The 16118-nt window shown below is 66.4% G+C and carries 14 protein-coding genes; 7 read left to right on the plus strand and 7 right to left on the minus strand.

The window, feature by feature from the left end:
• Nucleotides 1-31: 31 nt before the first annotated feature.
• The 3 genes from JYP50_RS03810 to JYP50_RS03820 all read right to left on the minus strand — a co-directional run bounded on the left by JYP50_RS03810 (nt 32) and on the right by JYP50_RS03820 (nt 4103).
• Nucleotides 32-1225 carry an aromatic amino acid transaminase gene (locus JYP50_RS03810; protein ID WP_206559153.1) on the minus strand — a complete coding sequence of 398 codons (1194 nt, stop codon included), beginning with the start codon at nt 1223-1225 and terminating at the stop codon, nt 32-34.
• A gap of 47 nt (nt 1226-1272) precedes the next feature.
• Nucleotides 1273-2715, minus strand: a complete 1443-nt coding sequence (pepD, locus tag JYP50_RS03815) for a beta-Ala-His dipeptidase (RefSeq protein ID WP_206559154.1) — start codon at nt 2713-2715, stop codon at nt 1273-1275.
• A gap of 77 nt (nt 2716-2792) precedes the next feature.
• Entirely contained in the window at nt 2793-4103 is a 1311-nt protein-coding gene (locus JYP50_RS03820) for an NCS2 family permease (RefSeq protein ID WP_206559155.1), read from the minus strand.
• Nucleotides 4104-4467: 364 nt separating this feature from the next.
• Here JYP50_RS03820 and JYP50_RS03825 point away from each other — a divergent pair, with 364 nt between their 5' ends.
• Nucleotides 4468-5040 carry a phosphoribosyltransferase gene (locus tag JYP50_RS03825; protein ID WP_206559156.1) on the plus strand — a complete coding sequence of 191 codons (573 nt, stop codon included), beginning with the start codon at nt 4468-4470 and terminating at the stop codon, nt 5038-5040.
• A 484-nt stretch (nt 5041-5524) separates the two neighbouring features.
• Here JYP50_RS03825 and JYP50_RS03830 read toward each other — a convergent pair whose 3' ends face one another.
• A complete protein-coding gene (locus tag JYP50_RS03830; protein ID WP_206559157.1) occupies nt 5525-6043 on the minus strand; it encodes a cupin domain-containing protein in 519 nt (172 codons plus the stop codon).
• A gap of 74 nt (nt 6044-6117) precedes the next feature.
• Nucleotides 6118-7533 (minus strand): amidohydrolase family protein, encoded by a 1416-nt coding sequence (locus JYP50_RS03835; protein WP_206559158.1) that lies wholly within the window; start codon nt 7531-7533, stop codon nt 6118-6120.
• Between the two features lie 223 nt (nt 7534-7756).
• Here JYP50_RS03835 and JYP50_RS03840 point away from each other — a divergent pair, with 223 nt between their 5' ends.
• The 5 genes from JYP50_RS03840 (at nt 7757) to JYP50_RS03860 (ending at nt 13404) form a co-directional block, all read left to right on the plus strand.
• Nucleotides 7757-9895, plus strand: a complete 2139-nt coding sequence (locus JYP50_RS03840; protein ID WP_206559159.1) for a TonB-dependent receptor — start codon at nt 7757-7759, stop codon at nt 9893-9895.
• Nucleotides 9896-10056: 161 nt separating this feature from the next.
• Nucleotides 10057-11058: a GRP family sugar transporter gene (locus JYP50_RS03845; protein ID WP_206559160.1), complete on the plus strand. Its 1002-nt coding sequence runs from the start codon at nt 10057-10059 to the stop codon at nt 11056-11058.
• 12 nt (nt 11059-11070) lie between these two features.
• Nucleotides 11071-12015 carry a ribokinase gene (gene rbsK / locus JYP50_RS03850; protein WP_206559161.1) on the plus strand — a complete coding sequence of 315 codons (945 nt, stop codon included), beginning with the start codon at nt 11071-11073 and terminating at the stop codon, nt 12013-12015.
• A 12-nt stretch (nt 12016-12027) separates the two neighbouring features.
• A complete protein-coding gene (locus JYP50_RS03855; protein WP_206559162.1) occupies nt 12028-13095 on the plus strand; it encodes a purine nucleoside permease in 1068 nt (355 codons plus the stop codon).
• A gap of 123 nt (nt 13096-13218) precedes the next feature.
• Nucleotides 13219-13404, plus strand: coding sequence for a hypothetical protein (locus JYP50_RS03860; RefSeq protein WP_206559163.1), 186 nt, complete (start codon nt 13219-13221; stop codon nt 13402-13404).
• Between the two features lie 35 nt (nt 13405-13439).
• On the opposite strand, the gene JYP50_RS03865 is transcribed toward JYP50_RS03860, so the two are convergent.
• Nucleotides 13440-14207 (minus strand): HAD family hydrolase, encoded by a 768-nt coding sequence (locus tag JYP50_RS03865; protein WP_206559164.1) that lies wholly within the window; start codon nt 14205-14207, stop codon nt 13440-13442.
• A gap of 2 nt (nt 14208-14209) precedes the next feature.
• The gene (locus tag JYP50_RS03870; protein WP_206559165.1) at nt 14210-15145 is read right to left on the minus strand and encodes an aminotransferase class IV; all 936 of its coding nucleotides are present in this window, start codon (nt 15143-15145) and stop codon (nt 14210-14212) included.
• Between the two features lie 232 nt (nt 15146-15377).
• Between JYP50_RS03870 and cmoA the strand changes: the two genes are divergently transcribed.
• Nucleotides 15378-16109, plus strand: coding sequence for a carboxy-S-adenosyl-L-methionine synthase CmoA (gene cmoA, locus JYP50_RS03875; RefSeq protein ID WP_206559166.1), 732 nt, complete (start codon nt 15378-15380; stop codon nt 16107-16109).
• Nucleotides 16110-16118 lie beyond the last annotated feature (9 nt).

Here is a 16118-nt window from a genome sequence, read left to right on the forward strand (position 1 = left end):
CGCGGCGCAGCGCTGGCGCCGCTTGCGCCCATCAGGCGCGAAGCACCGCGCCGACCGCCCGCGCCAGGTAGTCAATGTTGCCGGCGTTCACCCCCGCCACATTGATGCGCGAGGAATCCAGCATGTACACGCTGTGCTCGCTGCGCAGCGCCCGGGCCTGCCCGGCGCTGAGGCCGAGGAAGGAGAACATGCCTTTCTCGCGCTCGATGAAGCCGAAGTCGCGGCCGGCCTCGGCCTCCAGCTTGCGCCGCAACTCGCCGCGCAAACCGTTGATGCGCTGGCACATGCCGCCCAGCTCGCGCTCCCAGTTCTCGCGCAGGCCGCCGTCGGACAGAATGCGGCCGGCGATCAGCGCGCCGTGGGCCGGCGGCATGGAGTAGACCCGCCGCGCCGCCACCGCCGCCTGGCTTTGCAGGGCGTCGGCGGAGTTCGCATCGGCACACAGGAACAGGGTGATACCGGTGCGCTCGCGGTACAAGCCCATGTTCTTGGAACAGGACGCCGCCACAATCATCTCCGGCAGGCGCGCCGCCAACAGGCGCAGGCCGGCGGCGTCGCGCTCGAGGCCGTCACCCAGGCCCTGGTAGGCGATATCGATGAAGGGCAGGAAACCCTGCTCCTCGGCCATGTCGGCGATCACGCCCCACTGCTCGAGGCTGAGGTCGGCGCCACAGGGGTTGTGACAGCAGCCGTGCAGCAGCACGACGTCGCCGCGCCGGGCCTGTTTCAGGTCGTCGACCATGGCGTCGAAATCCACGCTGTGGTCGGCGGCCTCGTAGTAGCGGTAGTTCTCGAACTGCAGGCCGACACTGCCCAACAGGGGGATATGCACCGGCCAGGTCGGGTCGGACACCCACACCCGGGCGCCGGGCACGGCGGCATTGATCACCTCGGCGCCGATACGCAGGGCGCCACAGCCCCCGGGGGTCTGGATGCTGCTCACCCGCCCGGCCGCCAGGGCGGCGCTGTCGGTACCGAACACCAGTTGCCGCATGCCGGTATTGAAGGCCGGATCGCCCACCGGCGGCATGTAGGCCTTGGTCGCCTCCTCGTCCACCAGGGCGCGCTGGGCCTGGCGCACCGCGTCGAACACCGGGCACAGGCCGGATTCGTCCATGTAGATCCCCACGGTGAGATCCACCTTGTCGGGGTTGCCGTCGGCGCGGGCGGCGGCGGCCAGGCCGAGGATGGGATCGTCGGGCAGGCGGGGAAGTGACTCCAGCATGTTGGTTTCTCCAGTATCGGTAAAGGGAGTATAGGCAGTGTCGGGGCTTACATCTCGGCCAGCAGCGCGGTGAGCAGCTGCCAGAACGGCGGCACCGTGTCGATCTGCAAACGCTCGCTGGGGGAGTGGGCGCCGCGGATCGTGGGGCCGAAAGAGAGGATATCCACGTCGGGCTTCTTGCTTTTCAGCAGGCCGCATTCCAGCCCCGCGTGAATCGCCTTGACCGCGGGCTCGACGTCGAACAGTCGACGGTGCAGGGCCTTGCCCTGGGCCAGCAGCGCACTGGTGAAATCCGGCTGCCAGCCGGGATAGCCCGCCATCGGATGCACCTCCAGCCCCGCCAGCCGCGCCAGGGATTCCACCGCGCGCCGCAGGGGCTGTGCCTGGTCGGCATTGAAAAAGCGGAAACTGGATTCGATAAACAGCTCGCCAGCGGCCAGCTCCACCCGCGCCAGGTTGATGCTGAGGTCCACCAGATCCGCGGGCTGGGCCAGGTTGTAGGACTGGGCGCCGTGGGGGAAGACCGCCAGCAGATCCAGTACCGCGGCGCTGTCGGCCGCGCTGAGCAGGGACTCCGCCCGCCAGGGGGCGAGCGCCGCTTCCAGGCCGTGATCCGCCGCCGGCAGGTAGCCGCGCCAGTGGCCGGACAGGGTATCCAGGCGCGCCTCCAGCGCCGGCGCCGCTTCCGCCGGACAGGCGAAATACACATCGCCTTCCCGGGGAATCACATTGTGCGCCACACCGGCGGCGATGCCCCCCAGGCGCAGCCCCTCCACGCCCTGCAGCACATCCACCAGCAATTTGATGGCGTTGCCGAGCTGCTCGTGGATCTGGATACCGGAGTGACCGCCGGCCAGGCCCTTCAGGTTCAGGTGAAAGCCGGCCAATCCGTCCGCCGCCGCTTCCGTGGCAAAGCCGCGGGTAAAGGTCCAGCCCCCACCCCCGGCGCAGCCGATATAGAGTTCGTTCCAGTCCTCGGTGTCGAGGTTGAGCATGCGATCGCCGCTCAACATGCCGGCGTCCAGCTCCCGGGCGCCGCCCAGTCCGGTCTCCTCGTCCACGGTGAACAACAGCTCCAGCGGCGGGTGTTGCACGCTGTCATCGGTCATCACCGCCAGCGCCGCGGCGCAGCCGATGCCATTGTCCGCGCCCAGGGTGGTGCGATCGGCCTTGAGCCAGCCGTCCTCGACCCGCAACTGCAGGGGGTCGCGGTCGAAGTCGTGCGCCTTGTCCTCGGTTTTCACGGTCACCATGTCCAGGTGGTTCTGGATGATCACCGTGCCGCTCGCCTCCATGCCCGGACTGGCGGGCACATAGACCACCACGTTACCCACCGCATCCGCCTGCCAGCGGCAACCGCGGGCCTCGGCCCGATCGATCACGTACTGGCGCACGGCGGCCTCGGCCTTGGAGGGCCGTGGAATCTGGGTGATTTGATAGAAGTGCTCCCAGAGGTGGCTGGGGGTTTGCGGGTAGTTCTCGGGTTTCATCGCGGCCTCCGTCAAAGGGGCCGCGATTATACCGGAGCCGGGGTCACCACGAAATGCGCGCGAGCACCGCGGAGGCCTTACATGAAGGCGAATTTAGCCAGGAAGATCGCGGCCAGGAACCAGGCCCCGGGGGAGATTTCGCGGTGGCGGCCGGTGCAGAACTTGATCACCACATAGCTGATAAAACCCACGGCGATGCCGTTGGCGATGGAAAAGGATAGCGGAATCATCACGATGGTGATCAGGGCGGGGATCACCTCGGTAGCGTCCTCCCACTCCAGGCCCTGCACCCCCGTGAGCATCAACATCGCCACGTAGATCAGCGCGCCCGCGGTGGCGAAGGCCGGCACCATGCCCGCCAGGGGGGCGAAGAAGATCGCCAGCAGGAACAAGGTGCCCACCGTCACGGCGGTGAGGCCGGTGCGGCCGCCACTGGCGACACCGGCGGCGCTTTCCACGTAACTGGTCACCGGCGCGCAGCCCAGGAAGGCGCCGAACACGCTGGAGGTACTGTCCGCTTTCAGGGCCCGGTCCATGTTGTGGATCCGGCCGCGCTCGTCGACCAGACCGGCGCGGTTGGCCACCCCCAGCAGGGTGCCGGCGGTATCGAACAGGTTCACGAACAGGAAGGCGATGATCACGCTGGTCATCGCCACGTCAAGGGCGCCGGCGATATCCAGCTTGAACAGGGTCGGGGCGATACTCGGCGGCGCCGCCACCAGCCCCTGGTACTCCACCAGGCCACCGAGCAAACCGATGGCGGTAATGGTCAGGATGCCGACGATGATGGCGCCGTGCATCTGGCGAATGGACAGCACCGCGATCAGCAGGAAACCCAGGCAGGCCAGGGCCGGCTCGGGCCGGGTCAAGTCCCCCAGGGTGAGAAAGGTCGCCTCGCTGGCGACGATGATGCCGCCGCTCTTGAGGCCGATAAAACCGACGAACAAACCCACCCCCGCGGCCATGGCAACGCGCAAATCCAGGGGAATGCTGTTGAGCATCCAGCGGCGGATACGGGTGACACTCATGATGACGAACAGCACCCCGGCCAGGAACACCGCCCCCAGGGCCACCTCCCAGGTGTAGCCCATGTCGGCCACCACGGTGTAGGTGAAAAAGGCGTTGAGACCCATGCCCGGCGCCAGGCCCACCGGCCAGTTGGCATAAAAGCCCATCAGGTAGCAGGCCAGGGCCGATGCCAGGCAGGTGGCCACGAAACTGGCCTGGGGGTCCATGCCCGCGGACGCCATCATCTGCGGGTTGACGAAGATGATGTAGGCCATGGTGACGAAGGTGGTGGCGCCGGCCACCAGCTCCGTGCGCACGTCGCTACCGTGCTCGGCCAGTTGGAAATAGCGCCCGACCAGGCCCTGGTCCTGTTTCTCCATGTGCTCTTCCCTGCATTGCGGGACCCGGCAATGGCGCGTCCGGGACTGTGTCGCAAAAGTGTACGCAATCGCCGCGCGGGGCACCATAGGGCAGGCAGCGGCCCTTCCCCCCGGCGTCGTGGTCGTGGTCGTGGTCGTGGTCGTGGTCGTGGTCGTGGTCGAATGAATTCGACCCTACACGGGGTGGCAATGTCTCCCCTGTAGGGCCGAATTCATTCGGCCGGGAAACCGGCAATACACCAGGACAAAGGCCACCCGGCGCCGACGGCGCCAGCGCGGCCCAACCATCGAACCGGTGAGATATGCCCGTGAGCTGTGCTAACCTTGAACGCTCCGACATTCCCCGCCGCGGAGCCCGCCCACCATGCACAAACACTACATCAGCGCCCAGCAGCTCCTGGAGGATTCCTTCACCCTGGCCTGGCAGATCTACGAGAGCGGCTACCGCCCCAACTATATTGTCGGCGTGTGGCGTGGCGGCGCGCCGGTGGGCATCGCGGTACAGGAATTGCTGGACGTGCTCGGGGTGGAATCCGACCACATCGCCATCCGCACCTCCTCCTACACCGGCATCGGCGAGCGCAGCCGCCACGTGCAGGTACACGGGCTCAACTACCTGATCAAGCGCCTGGAGTCAGAGGATTCCCTGTTGATCGTCGACGACGTGCACGACTCCGGCTTCTCCATCGACCAGACCATCAGGGATCTCAAGGCGGCCTGCAAGAAGAATACCCCGCATATCCGTATCGCCACGCCCTATTACAAACCGGGCAAGAACAAGACCGGCCGGGTGCCCGACTACTATGTCCACGAGACCGACGAGTGGCTGATCTTTCCCCACGAGCTGGACGGCCTGAAGCTGGAGGAAATCCGCGAACACAAGCCGGAGCTGGCGGGCCTGGTGGATCGCATCGAAGCGGCACTCGAGCGGGATTGATTGCGATGGGTTCCACCCAGGTTGGCCGAATGAATTCGGCCCTACAACCCTGCCCATGTAGGGCGGAATTCATTCCGCCGCTTTTGGTCGAATGAATTCGACCCTACAGGGTCTGCGACACACTGCCCGTGTAGGGCGGAATTCATTCCGCCGCTTTTGGTCGAATGAATTCGACCCTACAGGGTCTGCGATACACTGCCCGTGTAGGGCGGAATTCAATCCGCCGCTTTTGGTCGAATGAATTCGACCCTACAGGGTCTGCGACACACTGCACGTGTAGGGCGGAATGCATTCCGCCGCTTTTGGTCGAATGAATTCGGCCCTACAGGGTTTGCGATACGCTGCCCATGTAGGGCGGAATTCATTCCGCCGCTTTTGGTCGAATGAATTCGACCCTACAGGGTCTGCGATACGCTGCCCGTGTAGGGCGGAATTCATTCCGCCGCTTTTAGTCGAATGAATTCGACCCTACAGGGGGAACGCGCTACGGCACTGGCGCGGCGCGGGTGAAGGCCTTGATCAACTCCCCGTGCCGTGGAAAGCGCTGTAGCAACAACTCCCGCTCCCCCAGGGTCATGTCGGCGTAGTCGAAACCCGGCGCCACCGCTTCCGAAATCAGGCCATAGTCCCCCGCGACCAGGTGGGAGGCCTTCCATACACCGCCGCGCACCACCAGTTGCAGGCGATGGCCCGCGGCCAGGTCGGGGCCCAGCACGGCGGTTTCCAGCCGGCCGTCGGGATGGATCATGTAATAGTGGACCGGGGCGCCGAGGTGCCAGAAGTGAATGATGTCCGACTGGTTCAGGTGCCAGTGGCCGGTGGGCGCGTCCCGGGTCAGCAGGTAGTGGATGGAGGTCAGGGTATAGCGCTCGCCGCCGGGAGTGTCGATCCCCGGCCGGTGGTCGGCCTGGAAGGTGCGTTTGAAGTAACCGCCCTCCACATGGGGCTCCAGGCCCAGCTCGCGGATAACGGTATCCACGCCTGGCGTCGCTGTATCAGGCATCACCGCCCCCTCCTCCCGCGCCACACCTGCCACCGCACACAGGCAGCACAGGCTGGCCAACCATCGCCCGGGCCTCATTCACCCTCCGGCTTTTTTCCCAGTACGGCGCGGATTTCGTCGCGCCGCCCGTCCACCGCCTTGCGCAGCGCCGCCTCGTCGATGGTGAGCACCGTCCCGTCGCGCATCAGCACCTCGCCGGCGACGATGGTGGTCACCACGTCCGTGCTGTCCAGCACGTAGACCAGGTGAGAGGTGATATCGTAGATCGGCTGGTGGCGGGTCTTGTCCACCGCCAGCTGGATCATGTCCGCCTGCATGCCGACCTTGAGCTGGCCGATGCTGTCTTCCATGTGGATCGCCGCCGCCCCCAGCCGGGTCGCCATGGCCAGGGCCTGCCCCGCCGGTAGCGCGGTGGGGTCCCCGCTATCGACTTTGTGCAGCAGCGCCGCCATGCGCACCTCTTCCCACAGGTCGAGGTCGTTGTTGCTGGCGGCGCCGTCGGTCCCCAGGCCCACCTTCACCCCAGCCGCCAGCATGGCCGGCACCGGTGAGATGCCGGCGCCCAGCTTCATGTTCGAGGTGGGGTTGTGCACCGCCCCCACCCCCGCCGCCGCGGTCAGCGCGATGTCCCTGTCGTCGAGCTGCACCATATGCGCCGCGATCAGCGGCAGCCGGTACATGCCCAGTCCGGCCACGTGTTGCACCGGCGTGGTGTCGAAGTGCTCGGCGATGTAGGCGCTCTCCGCGGGCGCCTCCGCCAGGTGCATGGAAATCGGCGCGCCCAGCGCCTGGGCTTTCTCCACCGTGGCCCGCAGGTGCCGCGGCGATACGGTGTAGGGGGCGTGCGGCGCGAAGGCGGGGGTAATGCGCGGCTCGCGCCCCTGCCAGCGGCGCACGAAGTCCTCGGCGGCGGCGAAGGAATCGTCCCAGCCGCTGAAACCGGGGCTGGGATAATCGATGTGGGGCGCGGCGATGATCGCGCGCAGTCCGCAGCGCTGCACCACACCGGCGATTTCATCGGGATGGAAATACATATCGACAAAGGTGGTGGTGCCGCCGCGAATCATCTCCCAGCAGGCCAGCTCGCTGCCCGCACGGATGAACGCGGGATCGACAAAACGCCCCTCCATCGGAAACACGTAGTCGTTCAGCCAGGTCATCAAATCGAGGTCGTCGACCATGCCCCGGAACAGGGTCATGGCGCTGTGGGTGTGGCCATTGACCAGGCCCGGCATCAGCACGCGGCCGGCGCCGTCGATGCTGCGGGCGGCCACATAGCGCCGGTCGATCTCCGGCCGGGGCCCCACCGCGACGATCACCCCCTTGTCCACCACCACCGCGCCATCGGGGATTTCCGGCTGCTCCGGGTCCATGGTCAACACATAATCGCCGTAGACCACGAGGTCGGGCGCCGGAGCGGACAGGACGGGCCAGGCCAGGGTCAGCGCCAGGGCAATGGCCGCGAGCGGGCGCCAGGGGGTTCGATTCACGAAAGTATTCCTTGTGTCATGCAATGCAGCGCCACCGCGGCGCGGCCCGCAATGTGAACACTGTCAATTCTGGTACTTTTGCCGGAACGGGCTGCGAGTTCCCGGCAATGCGGGTAAATTTTGCACAAATGTGACCATAACGCCACCCGGGCCCACTAGAGCCCTGCACATGCCCGCGACAAGCCCACCGGCAAATACGCCCAGAATCTGCAGGAGAATGCCCATGAAAAGGTTGCACGCCCCCCGGATGACACTTGCCGCGACCGTTGCCGCAAGCCTCGCCACGCCCGCGCTGGCGCAGCTGGAGGAAATCATCGTCACCGCGCAGAAGCGCGAACAGAGCCTGCTCGACGTGCCGCTGTCGGTGGCCACCCTGTCCGGCGAGCGCTTCAGCTCGATCTTCGAGGGCGGCGCCGATATCCGCGGCCTGTCGGCCCGGGTGCCGGGCCTGTACGTGGAGTCCTCCAACGGCCGCGTGGCGCCGCGCTTCTATATCCGCGGCCTGGGCAATATCGATTTCGACCTGGCCGCCTCGCAACCGGTTTCAGTGATCATGGACGAGGTGGTCAAGGAGAACGTGGTCCTCAAGAGTTTCCCGCTGTTCGATATCGACCGCGTGGAAGTGCTGCGCGGCCCCCAGGGCTCGCTGTTCGGCCGCAATACCACCGCCGGCATTGTGAAGTTCGACTCCCGCAAGCCCGGCCATGAACCCGAGGGGCGCGCCAAGGTGGATATCGGCACCCTGGGCACGGTGAATTTCGAGGGCGCCATGGGCGGCGGCCTCACCGATACCCTGGCCGGCCGCGTGGCGGTGCTCTACCAGAGCCGCGAGGACTGGATCGACAACGGCTACACCGGCGAGGACGACGCCCTCGGCGGTTTCCGCGAAAAAGCGGCCAAGGGCTTCCTGCTGTGGGAGCCGAACGAGCGCTTCAGCGCCCTGCTGGGCGCCCACTACCGCGACCTGGACGGCACCGCCGCGGTGTTCCGCGCCAACATCTTCAGCCCGGGCAGCAACGACCTCAACGATAACTACGACCGCGACACGGTATTTTTCGACGAGGGCGACAACAACCCCCAGGAGTACGACAACGCGGGGCTCAACCTGAAACTGGACTACGACTTCGACGCATTCACCCTGACCTCCATCACCGCCTGGGAGGACGCCGAGGGCCGCAGCCTGGGTGACATCGACGGCGGCAACCTGGAGTCCGGCCCCGGCTTCATCCCCTTCCCCTCCCAGACCCAGGACGCCGCCGACACCAGCCAGCTGTCCCAGGAATTCCGCCTGGCCAACGCCGGCGGCGAGCGCTTCAACTGGCAGGTGGGGGTTTTCTACTTCGACTCCGAGCTCGACGTGGAAACAAACCCGTTTTTCATGGCCGCCACCACCGTCACTCACGAAAACACCACCTGGGCGGTGTTCGGCCAGGGCGACCTGGCGCTGGGCGAGGCCTGGACCCTGACCGCCGGCATCCGCTACACCGACGACGAGAAAGACTTCTCCGCCCCGGGTTACACCGTGGACGTGGGTGACGACCAGGTCAGCGGCGACCTGGCCCTGTCCTTCGCGGCCAGCGACAACAGCACGTTCTGGGCCAAGGTGGGCACCGGCTTCCGCGCGCCGACCATCCAGGGCCGCGACGTGGCCTTCGGCGCGGCGCCCTCGGTCGCGGATTCCGAGACCATCACCTCCTTCGAGGTGGGCTACAAGGCCGAGCTGGCCAACAACCGCCTGCGCCTCAACACCGCGCTGTTCTACTACGAGGTGGAGGACATGCAGTTCACCGCGGTGGGCGGCGCCGGCAACCTGATCCAGCTGGTCAACGCCGACCAGGGCACCGGCCAGGGCGCCGAGCTCGATGTGGAATGGATGGTCACCGACAACCTGCAGCTGACCTTCGGCGCGGCCTACGCCGACACCGAAATCGAGGACAGCGGCCTGCGCGTGGCCCCCTGTGGCAGCCGCGCCTGCACCCCGACCGACCCCTCCGCCGGCGGCGGCTTCGTGTTCGTCGACGGCAATCCCTTCCCCAACGCGCCGGAGACCACCTTCAACTTCACCGTCTCCTATACCGTGCCGGTGGGACGCGAGGGCGAGCTGTTCGCCTTTACCGACTGGTCCTACCAGGGCGACACCCAGATTTTCCTCTACGACGCCAAGGAGTTTCGCACCGACGGCCAGTACGAGGGCGGCGTGCGCCTGGGCTGGCGCATGCGCGACCACAGCTATGAGATCGCGCTGTTTGGCCGCAACATCACCGACGAGGAAAACGTGCAGGGCGCCATCGACTTCAACAACCTGACCGGCTTCACCAACGAGCCGCGGGTGTGGGGCGTCTCCCTGGCCACCGAGTTCTGAGCCGCTGCCGGCGGTGGCCGGCATAGCGCGCCCCCGGACCTTCTTCTACACTGGTGGCGGGCCACGGGCAAAACCCCGGGGTTTGCCCGTGGCCCCAACATGAATCGTGTGAATGACGGAGGTTCAGTATCCCGTAAAAAGACAACAACAGAGGGCTGACCATGTTTATCGTCGAGAGCTATGCCGTCGCGGTGGCGCTGTGCTTCGTCACCATGCTGTGCTGGGGCTCCTGGGCCAATACCCAGAAGTTCGCCACCCAGGAGTGGCGCTTCCAGCTGTTCTACTGGGACTATTCCATCGGGGTGCTGCTGCTGGCGCTGTTGCTGGCATTTACCCTGGGCAGCAACGGCGAGGCCGGGCGGGCCTTCACCGCGGATATTTCCCAGGCCAGCGGGGACGCCATCCGCATGGCCCTGCTCGGGGGCGCGGTGTTCAACCTGGCCAATATCCTGCTGGTGGTGGCCATCGACATTGCCGGCATGGCGGTGGCCTTCCCGGTGGGCATCGGCCTGGCGCTGGTGATCGGCGTGCTGGCCAACTACGACCCGGCCCAGGTCAACAGCCCCGCCCTGCTGTTCCTCGGCGTGGGCCTGGTGGTGGTGGCCATTGTGCTGGACTCAATCATCTACCGCCGGGTGCCGGGGGAAAGCTCGACCCGGGTGGGCAAGGGCCTGACCATCTCGGTGATCGCCGGGATCACCATGGGTTTCTTTTACCGCTTTGTGGCCCAATCCATGTCCTTCGACTTCGCCGACCCGGAACCCGGACTGATGACGCCCTACTCCGCCGGGGTGATCTTCGCCATCGGCCTGCTGCTGTCCAACCTGCTGTTCCTGGTGCCGCTGATGTACCGGCCAATCAGCGGCGAGCCGGCCAAACCCGGCGAGTACTTCAGCCGCGGCACCCCACGGCTGCACCTGGTGGGCATTCTCGGGGGCGCGATCTGGGCCACCGGTTTCTGTTTTAACATCATCGCCGCCGGCAAGGCCGGTTACGCCGTGTCCTACGGCCTCGGTCAGGGGGCGACCATGGTGGCGGCCTTCTGGGGCGTATTCATCTGGAAGGAGTTCAAGGACACACCCCGCGGGACCGGCCATTTGATCACTGCCATGTTCGCCTGCTTCCTCGTGGGCCTGGGCATGATCATCTATTCCAACCTGTAGGAGAGAACGGGCATGGCGCAACTGGTGGTAATCGGCTCCAGCAATACCGACATGATCCTGCAGGTCCCCCACCTGCCCGGCCCCGGGGAAACCGTGCTCGGCGGCACGTTCAGCACCGCCCCGGGCGGCAAGGGCGCCAACCAGGCGGTGGCCGCCGCCCGCGCCGGGGCCGATGTCAGCCTGGTGGCCTGCGTGGGCCGGGACAGTTTCGGCGAACAGGCGCTGGCGGGCTTCGCCGCCGAGGGCATCGATACCCGCCACTGCGTGGTGGATGATGATACCCCGTCGGGGGTCGCCCACATTTTTGTCGCCGCCGACGGTGAAAACGCCATCGGCGTCGCCTCCGGCGCCAATGCCCGGCTCGGCATCCGCCACCTGCAATCGGCCCGGTCGCTGCTGCGCAAGGCGACAGTGCTCCTGCTGCAGCTGGAGAGCCCGCTGGACACGGTGATCGAGGCGGCGAGAATGGGCCGCGCCGCGGACACCGTGGTCATCCTCAACCCCGCGCCGGCCTGTGAACTGCCCGCCGACCTCTACCCCCTGCTGGATATGATCACCCCCAACGAATCCGAGGTGGAGGCCCTGACCGGCATCGCCGTGCGCGACGCCGCCAGCGCCGCCGCGGCCGCCGCCGTGCTACACGATCGCGGGGTAAACACCGTGCTGGTCACCCGCGCCGCCCGCGGCGTGTACTTGTCGCAGCGCGACGGGCACAATGCCGCCCGGGGCCGGCTGTTCGACGCCTTCGCCGTCGACGCGGTGGACACCACCGCCGCCGGCGATGTGTTCAACGGCTGCCTCGCCGCGGCCCTGACCCGGGGCGGCGGCCTGGAAGCGGCGATCCGCTTCGCCCAGGGCGCCGCAGCGCTGTCGGTGCAAACCCTGGGCGCGCAAACCAGCGCGCCGACACGAACCGCCATCGAAACCTTTGTACAGCACGCGTTTGACCCACACTGACCGGATGCCAACATGACCCGAATATTTGCCACGCTGTCCCTGTTCGCGCTCCTGCTACTGCCGCTGTCGAGCACCACCGCCCGCGAAGCCCAGCCCCCCCTACCGGTCAAGGTGGTAGTGGTTACCATGTTCGAAACCGGCGAGGACAGCGGCGACGCCGCCGGCGAGTTCCAGCGCTGGCACGAGCGCCTGCCCCTGGATACCGTGTTCCCCGCCCCGCACATGCACCACGATATCCACTACAACAAGGACATGGGCGTGCTCGGCATCGTCACCGGCATGGGCACCGCCAACGCCGCGGCCAACGTCATGGCCCTGGGGCTGGACCCGCGCTTCGACCTCAGCCGCGCCTACTGGCTGGTGGCCGGCATTTCCGGCTTCGACCCCAACGACGCCTCCCTGGGCTCGGTGGCCTGGGCGGAGTACCTGGTGGATGGCGACCTGGCCCACGAGATCGACGCCCGGGAAATTCCCGAGGACTGGGACACCGGCTACTTCCCCCTGTTCAGCCAGGGCCCCGGCGACCCCGCGCGCAAGAGCTACAACCTGGGGGAAGTCTTCCAGCTCAACGGCGCCCTGGTGGACTGGGCCTACGGCCTCACCCGCGACATGCAATTGCCGGACGACCCCGCCCTCGCCGCCACCCGCAAGCTGTACCCGGAATACCCCGTGGCCCAGCGCAAGCCCTTCGTGCTCAAGGGCGACCAGCTCGCGGCCATGACCTTCTGGCACGGCGAGCTGCTCAACGACTGGGCCAATGAGTGGACCGACTACTGGACCGACGGCCAGGGCGAATTCGTGAGCTCGGCGATGGAGGACACCGGCACCTTCCAGTCCCTGAGTTACCTGCACGAGGCTGGCCGGGTCGACAAGCATCGCGTGCTGGTGCTGCGCACCGCCTCCAACTTCACCATGCCGCCCAAGGGCAAGTCCGCCGCCGAATACCTGCGGGAGGAGCAGCACGACAGCTACGCCGGCCTGGACGCGGCGCTGGAAAACGCCTACCTGGTGGGCAGCGCGGTGGTGAAGGAACTGGTGAACAACTGGGAACGTTACGCCGGGACCATTCCCTCGCGCTGAGTTCCCGCTCCCATACGCCACTATTTCACAGTTTCTATCGGTACTTTTTACGCCACTTGACAACTCCCCGCCGCTACACTACGGATTGTTATGGGAAGCAAAAGCAGTAGGTAGAGGGTTACGATGCAACGACGCGACCGAGGCAAGGCTAGCCTGGTGGAATTTCTCCGCAGCATCAAGTTCAGCCACGAAACGACTGCACACAGCGGGCAGCGCTGCAGCACGCACTTCGCCGATTTCGAACAGCGCGCGCGCACCCGCCGCCAGTACAGTCACGAGGACGCCGAACTGGTTCGCAGCGCGAACTAGCACTCCCCCGGGGAGCGCCAGCCGCCGCACGCCACTCATTTCTCGCTGGTTTTCACCAGCGCGTGCCGGTACAGCTCGGCATAAATCCGCTCCGCCTCCTCACACAGGGCCTCGTAGCGGGCGGGTATGGCCACCTCCGACAGGGGCGTTTCCGCCGGGGCCTCGAATCCGGTGGACTGCTCCACCGAGGCGTACCAGTGCGGCGCCCACACCCCGTCGCTGTCCCGCGGCCCCGCCGGCCAGCCCAGCATCCCCTCGCTAAAAGGAATGCCCACCCGCGCGCAGAGGGCGCGCAGGCTCTTTTCGGGGGCCCGCAGCGTCTCCAGGGAATCGATCACCGGCGGCGCCTCGCCGGTGCGATCGGCCTCTCGCTGGAACAGCGCCCACTGCTGGGGGAAACCGATTTCCTCGAGAGCGAAGTCCGGCCGCACCTTGGCGTAGGAGGCGATAATGCGCCGGGGTTCGCGGATCAGGAAGCAGTTGCTTAGCGAGTCGGTCCAGTCCAGGGCGATCTGCGGCAGCATGTGCTGGGTCATGTGCTTCTGGTAGAACACCCGCGTGGTCGCCGCGTCGGTCCCGGCGGGCAAACCGCGGCAGAGCTGCTCCGCCACCACCCGCCAGTCGCAATCCTGGGACGCCATGACGGCCTCCCCCGCCGGGTGCTCCAGGCCGGTGGCTTTCAGGTAGTGGCCGTAAAGCGGCTCGTCCACCACCGCGGTATCGTCGCGGTTCTCAAAGGCCCGCATCAGAGCCGTGCTGATATTGCGCGGCCCCGACCACATGGCGATACGCACCACGTCCATAGTCACGCCCTCGGGTGGCCCTTGCCGGGCCCGGTAATGTAACGCTGCACCACTTCCCGGTACTGGGCCTGCAGGCGCTTGATCACCGGCCGCTCGCCGCCCTCGCCAATGACGCGCCCGTCCACTTCGGTGACCGGCACCAAACCGGCAAAGGTGCCGGTGACAAAGGCCTCCTCGGCGTTGTAAACGTCGGTAAGGGTGAAGTTGGTCTCGCGCACCGTCAGCCCCAGCTCGCGCCCCATCTCCAGCACCTTGCCGCGGGTGATGCCGTCCAGGCAGTAGTCGCCGGTGGAGGTCCAGATCTCGCCGCGGCGCACGATGAAAAAGTGGGTGGAGTTGCAGGTGGCCACGAAACCGTGGGGGTCCAGCATCAGCGCCTCGTCGTAGCTGGCCTTGGCGGCCTGGATGCAGGCGCCGATACAGTTCAGCTTGGAGTGGGTGTTGAGGGTGGGGTCCTGTACGTCGGAATAGCCCCGGCGCACGTATACCGTGTACAGGCGCACGCCCTTCTCCACCGTCTCCGGCAGGGCCTCCTTGTACTCGGGGATGATCACCACCGTGGGCGGGGTAATGGTCATGCGCGGGTCCTGGTAGGGCGTGGCCTTCACTCCCCGGGACACCATCAGGCGGATATGCACGCCCTCCTCCATGCCGTTGGCCGCCAGCAGGCGGTAGAGGCGGCGGGTGAGCTCCTCTTTGGTGAAATCCGGCTGGAAATCCAGGGTTTTCATGCCCTCGAACAGGCGTTCCAAATGGCGCTCCAGGAACAGCACGGTGCCGCCCTCGACCCGCAGGCCCTCCCAGACCCCGTCGCCGAGGATAAAGCCGGAGTCGAACACCGAAATCTTCGCCTCCTGCCGGGGAAAGTGCTCGCCGTTGATCTCGATGAGGATGCTGTCGTTGCGGGGGTCCCCCGCGTATTCGTGGGTGCCTTTCATATCGTCTCCTGTCTACGGCGAAGTCTGCGGCGAAAACCGCGGGGGATGCCCGCGGCGAATGCCCGCGGCGACGTCGCCGGGTGTTCGGCAAAGGCGAAACATTGTGCGCCAGCGCCCGCCGCAAGTACACCACCCCCAACGGGTGAGTCCGCCGCGGGACCGGCGAGCGCCCCTGCGCCGGCCGCAACCGTGCTAGAATTTGCCGCTCACAGTAACGCAGTGTGATCAAACCGTGTCCGACTCCCGCGACGACATCTACGCCGAACCCCTGGGCTCGCCGGGCCTGTTCCGCTTCGACGACAAGGTGGCCCAGGTCTTCCCCGACATGATCAAGCGCTCGGTGCCGGGTTATACCACCATCGTGGCGATGACCGGACTGCTCGCCGGGCGCTACGCCACCGCCGGCAGCAGGCTCTACGACCTGGGCTGCTCCCTCGGGGCCTCGACCCTGGCCATGCGCCAGCACCTGCACTTCGACGATTGCCTGATCGTCGGCGTGGACAACTCCGAGGCCATGCTGTCCCGCTGCCGCTCGGTGATCGACACCGACAGCCACGACACCCCGGTGTCGCTTGTCTGCGCCGACCTGCAGGACGTGGCCATCGAAAACGCCTCCGTCGTGGTGCTCAATTTCACCCTGCAGTTCGTGCCCGTGGAACAGCGCGATGCGATCATCAACCGCATCTACAACGGCCTTAAACCGGGGGGTATCATGGTGCTGTCGGAGAAGGTCACCTTCGAGGACCCCCACCTCGACGCCCTCAATATCGACCTGCACCACCAGTTCAAGCGCGCCAACGGCTACAGTGACCTGGAGATCGCCCAGAAGCGCAGCGCCCTGGAAAACGTGCTGCTGCCGGAGACCCTGGCGCAGCACAAGGCGCGCATCGCCGCGGCCGGCTTCGGCAGCTGCGACGTGTGGTTCCAGTGCTTCAATTTCGCCTCGCTCGTGGCCTTGAAGTGAATTGCCCTG

The organism is Parahaliea mediterranea (genome assembly GCF_017255185.1).
Lineage (GTDB): Bacteria > Pseudomonadota > Gammaproteobacteria > Pseudomonadales > Halieaceae > JAFKCZ01.